7 protein-coding genes are annotated in these 5771 nt (G+C 60.5%); 4 read left to right on the top strand and 3 right to left on the bottom strand.

Annotated features, from left to right (window positions below; genetic code table 11):
* Positions 1-160 (bottom strand): putative immunity protein (locus BRA62_RS12770; RefSeq protein WP_349680547.1); only part of this gene is annotated, 160 nt, incomplete at its 3' end.
* 10 nt (positions 161-170) lie between these two features.
* On the bottom strand, positions 171-1328 hold the full coding sequence (locus BRA62_RS09310) for a Fic family protein (RefSeq protein ID WP_292366294.1): 1158 nt from the start codon (positions 1326-1328) through the stop codon (positions 171-173).
* 384 nt (positions 1329-1712) lie between these two features.
* Here BRA62_RS09310 and BRA62_RS09305 point away from each other — a divergent pair, with 384 nt between their 5' ends.
* Positions 1713-1985 (top strand): ACT domain-containing protein, encoded by a 273-nt coding sequence (locus tag BRA62_RS09305; protein ID WP_292366293.1) that lies wholly within the window; start codon positions 1713-1715, stop codon positions 1983-1985.
* 8 nt (positions 1986-1993) lie between these two features.
* On the top strand, positions 1994-3358 hold the full coding sequence (locus BRA62_RS09300) for a PFL family protein (RefSeq protein ID WP_292366292.1): 1365 nt from the start codon (positions 1994-1996) through the stop codon (positions 3356-3358).
* A 147-nt stretch (positions 3359-3505) separates the two neighbouring features.
* Here BRA62_RS09300 and BRA62_RS09295 read toward each other — a convergent pair whose 3' ends face one another.
* Complete coding sequence (locus BRA62_RS09295) at positions 3506-4099, bottom strand: flavodoxin family protein (protein ID WP_292366291.1); 594 nt, start codon at positions 4097-4099, stop codon at positions 3506-3508.
* Between the two features lie 253 nt (positions 4100-4352).
* Here BRA62_RS09295 and BRA62_RS09290 point away from each other — a divergent pair, with 253 nt between their 5' ends.
* Positions 4353-5357 (top strand): YbgA family protein, encoded by a 1005-nt coding sequence (locus tag BRA62_RS09290; protein ID WP_292366290.1) that lies wholly within the window; start codon positions 4353-4355, stop codon positions 5355-5357.
* A 58-nt stretch (positions 5358-5415) separates the two neighbouring features.
* Positions 5416-5771 (top strand): class I SAM-dependent methyltransferase (locus BRA62_RS09285; protein ID WP_292366289.1); only part of this gene is annotated, 356 nt, incomplete at its 3' end.

Here is a 5771-nt window from a genome sequence, read left to right as displayed (position 1 = left end):
TGAATACGCCCGTCCGGACCCACGTTCGGCAAGCTTCGATGGCGTTTCGCGGCCGGTCGTCCTCCGGGTAGGCCGCTTCAAAGAGCGGGAGGACCCGCTCGGCGCAGTCCGCGGCCCAGGCCGCCATCGTAGTCTGGTCATGTTTGTGGTATTTCTTCATGGACGATCAACTATATTCGCGTGCCTTCCTCGATAATCCTGACGTAGTCCACAAACATATACTGTTTATATCGTTCTTTTCCGGTTATCTCTTCCAGGATACCGATATCCTCGAATTTTCCTACAAGTTTGGTTGCGGCCTGGCGACTGATGCGTAACTCCTCCATTACCTGCCCTATCGTGATGATGGGGTGATCAAAGAGCGTATCGATCAGTTTAACCGCATTGACCCCGCCGATATTGTTCTCCAGCAATTTTTCAATCAGCGTTTCCTTGAGTTGAATGATTCTCTTTGCTGTTTCGATGGAGTTATTGGAGACTTCAATGACGCCCTGAAGGAAGAACTCCAGCCACGCCTCCCAGTTCCCCTGGTACCGGATACCGTTGAGGAGTGTATAATACTCCTCGCGATTCTTCTTCAGGAAATAACTGAGATAGAGCAGCGGCCTCGCCAGAACATCCCTGGAACAGAGATAAAACGTGATCATCAACCTGCCCATTCTTCCGTTGCCATCCAGGTACGGATGGATCGTTTCCAGTTGAGCGTGGAGGAGAGCAGCCTTCACAAGCGTCGGCGTTCTATCGTGGCTCTGGATAAATTGCTCCAGATCCTGCATAAGCCCCGGAACCTGCTCCGGCGGCGGCGGGACAAACACCGCGTCCCGAATAGTCCCTCCCGGCAGACCGATCCAGTTCTGAACGCGCCGCAACCGCCCTGGAAGTTTGTGCGAACCTCGTGTCCCCTGGATCAGGAAACGGTGAATCTCGTTTATCAGATCGAGAGAAAGCGGTGAGAATTCCAGTTTCTCTATGCCGTGGTGGAGCGCCTTTATGTAATTCAGCACTTCCTGTATCTCGTTGATATCGTCTCTGGGCCGGATGTGCGCCTCGAACTCAAGAACACCCTGAAGGGATGCCTGCGTGCCTTCGATCTGAGAACTCAGCAGGGCCTCTTTCTTGATATACATCGCTACGAAGAGATCCGGATTTGGAAGCACCTGAGTGACTCCATCAAGGCGAGCCAGGGCGCTGTCGGCTTTCGATAACAGATACAGGAGCCCCTCATCGAGGACGAGATCTCCCGGGGGTAAGGGATGAGGAATGAACGCATCGTATCCGCCTTCCTGAAGGATCAAAACCCCTGCTCTGTTATCGGGATACCGCTCCATATAGCATAATTCGTTTTGCGACAATATAAGTTGCCCTGTAAGTCAACTTATGTTGACTTACACGAGGTTGCCGTCTCTAAGTCAACCGGGCGGAACTTACCGATCACACGGGAGCGTAAGTCAACCTGTGTTGACATAGCGGCGGTGCATCCCTTCTAAGTCAACTTATGTTAACTTAGAGCGAACCCCGGACTCGGCATTCCCGCCGTACCGGCAACCTGCCCCGGGATACAAACGACCGATGACATGAACCGCCGTGAACCACCCCACGCTCCCGTGCGGGGCCGTCCCGCATCACCCCCACCCCCTGGATAAAACTGCCCCGGTGCCGTCCTCATCGGATTAATGCCGGAAGAGATCAATACCATACAGGGACAGGAGAGCATGAGCAAGACAATCATTACCGTCGTCGGGAAGGATGCCGTCGGCATCATCGCGAAGGTCTGCACGTATCTTGCCGACAACCAGGTCAATGTCGAGGACATCTCGCAGACGATCGTGCAGGGCTACTTCACCATGATGATGATCGTCGATACCGGCGGATCAACAAAACCGTATGCAGCGATGGTGACCGAACTCGACGAGCTCGGCGATGCAATCGGCGTCAATATCCGGTGCCAGCGGGAAGACATCTTCACGAAGATGCACCGCATCTGAGGGGTTCCATGATCAATATTCTCGAGGTGAACGAGACCAACAAGATGATCGAGCAGGAGAAGCTCGACGTGAGAACGATCACGCTCGGCATCAGCCTTCTTGACTGCTGCGACGCCGATCTCGATACACTGAACCGGAACATATACGACAAGATCACCCGGCTCGCGAGAGACCTCGTCTCGACCGGGAGGGAGATCGAGCTCGATTACGGGATCCCGATCGTGAACACGCGAATATCCGTTACCCCCATCGCGCTCGTCGCCGGGCGGGCCTGCAGGTCACCCGAAGACTTCGTGGCGGTCGCAGAGACCCTGGATCGGGCCGCACGGGATACGGGGGTCAACTTCCTCGGGGGGTACTCGGCCATCGTCTCAAAGGGCATGACCCCGACCGACGAAGCCCTCATCCGCTCGATCCCGGCGGCGCTCGCCGCGACCGGGAGGGTCTGCAGCTCGGTCAACATCGGCTCTACAAAGACCGGGATCAACATGGACGCCGTGAAACTGATGGGGGAGATCGTGCGGGAGACGGCCGAGGCAACGAAGGAGAACAACTCCCTTGGCTGTACGAAACTGGTCGTCTTCTGCAACGCCCCCGACGACAACCCGTTCATGGCCGGGGCGTTTCACGGCGTCTCCGAGGGCGATGCGGTCATCAACGTGGGCGTAAGCGGCCCGGGGGTCATCAAGAACGCACTCGAAGGTGTCCGGGGAGAGAACTTCGAGGTGCTCTGCGAGACGGTCAAGCGGACGGCCTTCAAGGTCACCCGTGCAGGCCAGCTCGTCGCCCAGGAGGCGTCGGAGAGGCTCGGGATCCCGTTCGGGATCGTCGACCTCTCCCTTGCCCCCACACCCTCCGTCGGGGACAGCGTCGCCGGGATCCTCGAAGAAATGGGGCTCGAATCGGTCGGTGCACCGGGGACGACGGCCGCGCTTGCCCTCCTAAACGACCAGGTGAAGAAAGGAGGGATCATGGCGAGCTCGTTTGTCGGCGGGCTTTCGGGCGCGTTCATCCCGGTCAGCGAGGACCGGGGGATGATCGATGCGGTGAACCGCGGCGCTCTCACCATCGAGAAACTCGAGGCGATGACCTGCGTGTGCTCGGTCGGCCTCGACATGATCGCGATTCCGGGCGACACACCCGCCTCGACGATATCGGGCATCATCGCGGACGAGGCCGCGATCGGGATGATCAACCACAAAACGACCGCCGTCCGGCTGATCCCGGTGATAGGAAAGGACATTGGCGAGACCGTCGAGTACGGCGGGCTTTTGGGTCACGCACCGGTGCAACGGGTGAACCGGTTCGGCTGCGCCGACTTCATAAACCGCGGCGGTCGGATTCCCGCACCGATTCACAGTTTTAAGAACTGAGTGCTGGGGGTTCGATCCTTTTCTCCTGGTTCCCGGGACATGGCGACGTCCCCTCCCGACGCGATGCTCGACGCCATAAAGCCGGCTATAGGAGAAGAAGCGCCACCGAACCGGTCAACGCTACATTCTGAAAACCGGGCCGCCGTATCAGGCCCCGGAGAGAGCCGCCGCAAGGTCCCGGCCGCACCGGTACGCCTGCTCGAGCACCTCTCTCCTCTCCCCGACGATGCCCGGCTCAAAGCAGTTGAGGACCGGGAGTTCGGAAACCACCTCATACCCGAGCGGCCGGAGCGGCAGGGAGAGCGCCTCCAGCGCAACGCCGAGGTCGGCGGGGTCCGCCTGCTCGCCCACCGCGAAGACCACGGCCTTGCGCTTCCGGTCCGCAAGGCGGCTGGAGTAGCCCCGGGGACGCTCATCGGTGAAATCGTAGAAGGCGTAGAGCCGGTCGATGAACGCCTTCATCTGGCTGGTGACGTTGTAGTGGTAGACGGGCGAGCCGAGAACGAGCGCATCCGCTTCAGCGATGCGGGGGTACAGCATGGTCATGCCGTCGTTGAAGCGGGTGCAGGTCAGGCCGCGCCTGCACTGCTCGCAACCGACGCAGCCTGCGATAACATACCGGGAAAGACTGACGGCGCTCGCCTCGCCGCCTGCGTCGGAGACCCCGCGGAGAACCTCCGCGAGGAGACGGGCGGTGTTCCCCCTCGCCCTCGGGCTTCCGCTGATGCCAAGCACCTTCATGATTGGATCTCTTTCGAGCGGGCGGATAAGGGTTCCGGGGATACAGCGAAGAACCGGCCCGGGCGCCCATCCGGACATGCATCGGGAGATCGTGCTTCTCAAGGCCGACCGCCACACAAGGAGAGTCGCGCCGCAGGGCCGTGAAGGTGGCGTTCGGGAGCAAGCCTGCCGGGGTCTGGAGGGTACGGTTCGGCACATACCCGCTCCCACCACCAGAAGGATTCATATGCATCCCGCCGCATCGTGATGCCCCATGACCCGGGAATACCCGCGACCCCGCCTCGTCGTCAGCCGCTGCATCGAGTTCGACCCGTGCCGCTACGACGGCTCGAAGATACCCTCCCCCACGGTGGCACACCTGAGGGAGTACGCCGACTGCATCCCGGTCTGCCCGGAGGTCGAGATCGGGCTCGGCATCCCCCGCTCAACCGTCAGGATCGTGCGGATAGACGGCTCCGATCGCCTCGTGCAGCCCGCTACCGGGCGGGACGTTACGGAGGAGATGTCCGCCTTCGCAGCCCGGTTTCTTGATGCACTCCCCCCTGTCGACGGCTTTATCCTGAAAGGCGGCTCCCCCACCTCGGGAACCCGGAACGTCCGGGTGTATCCGTCGATGGAGAAGTCCACGGCGATAGCAAAGTCCGCAGGCTTCTTCGCCCGCGAGGTGCTGAAGCGGTACCCGGAACTTCCCGTTGAGGACGAACTCCGCCTGAACAATACACGTATCCGGGACCATTTTCTCTCCGGGGTCTTTACCCTGGCGGCGTTCCGGGGTGTCGAAGCAACCCGGGACCCCCATGCCCTCGTGCAGTTCCATGCGAACAACAAGCTCCTCCTGCTCGCCTGCAGCCAGAAGATGCTGCGGGAGATGGGAAGGCTTGTCGCATCCCGGGCAACGGTTGAACCGAAAGAACTGTTTCTCCGGTATCGTCGGATGCTCTGTGCGGCGCTCGCGCGGGCTCCCCGGTATACCGGCAACGTCAACGTTCTCCTGCATACCCTTGGATACTTCAGCGACCGCATCTCAGACGAGGAGAGAGCGTACTGCATCAGGCTGATCGACCGCTATAAAAACGGCCACGCTACGCTGGCCGAACCCCGAAACCTGCTCCGGTCCTGGGTGATCAGGTTCGGGGAGCCATACCTGATGAACCAATCGTTCTTCGCTCCATACCCCGCCGAACTCGTAGATCTGCCGGGGGATGTTACCGATCGCGGACGGGACGTCTGGAATAACAGAGAGGACCCGGCATCGTAATTGCAGCCCTGCTGCCGCGAGCGAGCGCTTATGATATTTCGCGAAGAGAGGAAGAACCATGCACCGGATCATCGACTGGAACGAGCTCTGGAAAGCCCTGCATGCTGGTTCGTCCGAACGTGCCGAAAAAGACCGCGACCCCGCCGCCCACTGGGACAGGCGCGCCGCCGCCTACCGCCGGGTCACCCGCGACGAGAAGAAGGCGACCGAGCACGAACTCGCGATCCTGGATCTCGCGGCCGGAGACACCGTGCTCGACATGGGTGCCGGGACGGGGAGGCTTGCCGTGCCGATGGCCCGGACCGCCGCACACGTGACCGCCCTCGACCCATCGGGAGGCATGCTCTCCGTCCTCAGCGAGCGGATGGCGGAGGAGGGGCTCACGAACTACTCCTGCGTTAAGATGCGCTGGGA

It is taken from the genome of Methanoculleus sp. UBA208 (assembly GCF_002498065.1).
GTDB lineage: Archaea > Halobacteriota > Methanomicrobia > Methanomicrobiales > Methanoculleaceae > Methanoculleus.
This window is presented reverse-complemented; position numbering and strand designations above follow the sequence as displayed.

Coding starts and splice junctions, on each gene's coding strand:
- BRA62_RS09310 (WP_292366294.1), bottom strand. CDS start 1,328: ATGGAGCGGTATCCCGATAACAGAGCAGGGGTTTTGATCCTTCAGGAA.
- BRA62_RS09305 (WP_292366293.1), top strand. CDS start 1,713: ATGAGCAAGACAATCATTACCGTCGTCGGGAAGGATGCCGTCGGCATC.
- BRA62_RS09300 (WP_292366292.1), top strand. CDS start 1,994: ATGATCAATATTCTCGAGGTGAACGAGACCAACAAGATGATCGAGCAG.
- BRA62_RS09295 (WP_292366291.1), bottom strand. CDS start 4,099: ATGAAGGTGCTTGGCATCAGCGGAAGCCCGAGGGCGAGGGGGAACACC.
- BRA62_RS09290 (WP_292366290.1), top strand. CDS start 4,353: ATGACCCGGGAATACCCGCGACCCCGCCTCGTCGTCAGCCGCTGCATC.